This window comes from Pseudodesulfovibrio karagichevae (assembly GCF_041414475.1).
Lineage (GTDB): Bacteria > Desulfobacterota > Desulfovibrionia > Desulfovibrionales > Desulfovibrionaceae > Pseudodesulfovibrio > Pseudodesulfovibrio karagichevae.
On the sequence record NZ_JBGLYH010000128.1, the window covers coordinates 1 to 1058 of the forward strand.

The 1058-nt window shown below is 64.0% G+C and carries 2 protein-coding genes; both read right to left on the minus strand.

Annotation, left to right across the window (positions count from 1 at the left end; all coding sequences use genetic code 11):
• Positions 1-320, minus strand: a 320-nt coding sequence (locus tag AB6M95_RS19645) for a biopolymer transporter ExbD (RefSeq protein WP_371388438.1), incomplete at its 3' end; no start/stop codon positions are given.
• Positions 321-329: 9 nt separating this feature from the next.
• Positions 330-1034, minus strand: a complete 705-nt coding sequence (locus AB6M95_RS19650) for a MotA/TolQ/ExbB proton channel family protein (RefSeq protein ID WP_371388439.1) — start codon at positions 1032-1034, stop codon at positions 330-332.
• Positions 1035-1058 lie beyond the last annotated feature (24 nt).

The following is a 1058-nucleotide window of genomic DNA, read 5'->3' on the forward strand; positions in this document are numbered from 1 at the left end:
TACGGGACCTCCTTGTCCGCGCGCAGGAAGAGCTGCTTCTTCTGCCCGGCCACCAGCCGTTTCAGGTGGTCCTCCAATTCGTCCATGGACACCTGGTACTCGTCCAGGAATATCCTGCCGTCCTTGCGCACGGTCAGGACCAGATGCTCGGAATCCTGGGGCAGGTTGCGGACCGTGCGCGTGGTCGGCAGGTCCACCTCGACCCCCTGGGTCATGAGCGGGGCCGTGACCATGAAGATGATCAGCAGGACCAGCATCACGTCCACGAAGGGCGTGACGTTGATCTCGTTGAGGAACCCGCCGCCGGTCTTGATCGCCATGGCGCGCTCCTAGTCCCGCTCGGGCTTGTCGGCCCAGGCGATCTCGCGTTCGGCGCGGTTCAGGAAGGCCCCGGCGAAATCGACCATGCCGGATTCGACCTCGTTCAGCTTGCCCAGGAAATAGTTGTAGAAAATGGTCGCCGGGATGGCCACGAGCAGGCCGATGGCCGTGGCGATGAGCGCCTCGGAGATGCCGGGGGCCACCGTGGCCAGGGCCGCGGACTGCGCCTGCCCGATGGAGTGGAACGAGTGCATGATGCCCCAGACCGTGCCGAACAGGCCGATGAACGGGGCCGCGTTGGCGCAGGTGGCCAGAAACGGCAGGTTGCGGGTCAACCCACGCATTTCCTTGGAGATGCCCTGCTTGAGCACGCGCCTGAGCGTGTCCTTGACCAGCAGCCGCTTGCGCTCGCGGTTGACGTCGGCCTTCTCCAGCAGGCGGAACTCCTTCACGGCCAGGGAAGAGACCCGGGCCAGGGGCGAATCGTCCTTGTCGCCCAGTTGCTTGATGCCCTTGGACAGGTCGCCGGCGGCCACAAAGGCGTCGTACCCGGCCATGACCTTCTTGCGGGCCGTGCCGATGGCGAAGAACTTGAAGAAAATGATGGTCCAGCTCCACAGGGACATGCACCCCAGGAAGAGCATGACCATCTTGACCGCCAGGGTCGCCCCGGCGAGCAGGGTCAGGATGGAGTTGTCGGGCAGAAAGTTCATTGGTTGTACCTTTTCGGGTCTATG